This is a genomic window from Frankia sp. AgB32 (genome assembly GCF_023243045.1).
GTDB lineage: Bacteria > Actinomycetota > Actinomycetes > Frankiales > Frankiaceae > Frankia.
On sequence record NZ_JALKFX010000230.1, the window covers coordinates 1 to 231 of the forward strand.

1 protein-coding gene is annotated in these 231 nt (G+C 63.2%); it reads right to left on the reverse strand.

Translation table 11 applies throughout. The features are described from left to right. A partial coding sequence (locus MXD60_RS26525; protein ID WP_518468743.1) for a hypothetical protein occupies nucleotides 1-231 on the reverse strand: 231 nt, incomplete at both ends.

Sequence of the window (231 nt, forward strand, 5' to 3'; positions counted from 1 at the left end):
GGAAATAGGCCCAGCCGAGCGAGTCGATGATCATGCCGTCGCGGGGCGAGAGATCGACGGCCTGCTTCAGCATCTTGAAGCTTTCGGCGATGTTCATGTTCCGATCGACCCAGGAATAGGCGAGGTAATTGAGAACCTGCGCCTTGGCGTTGGGCTGGGTCGGGGGGAGCAGGGTCAGGGCCTTCTTCAGGTCGGCCTCCGCCTCGTTCCACTTGCCGGCCCGCCGAGCAC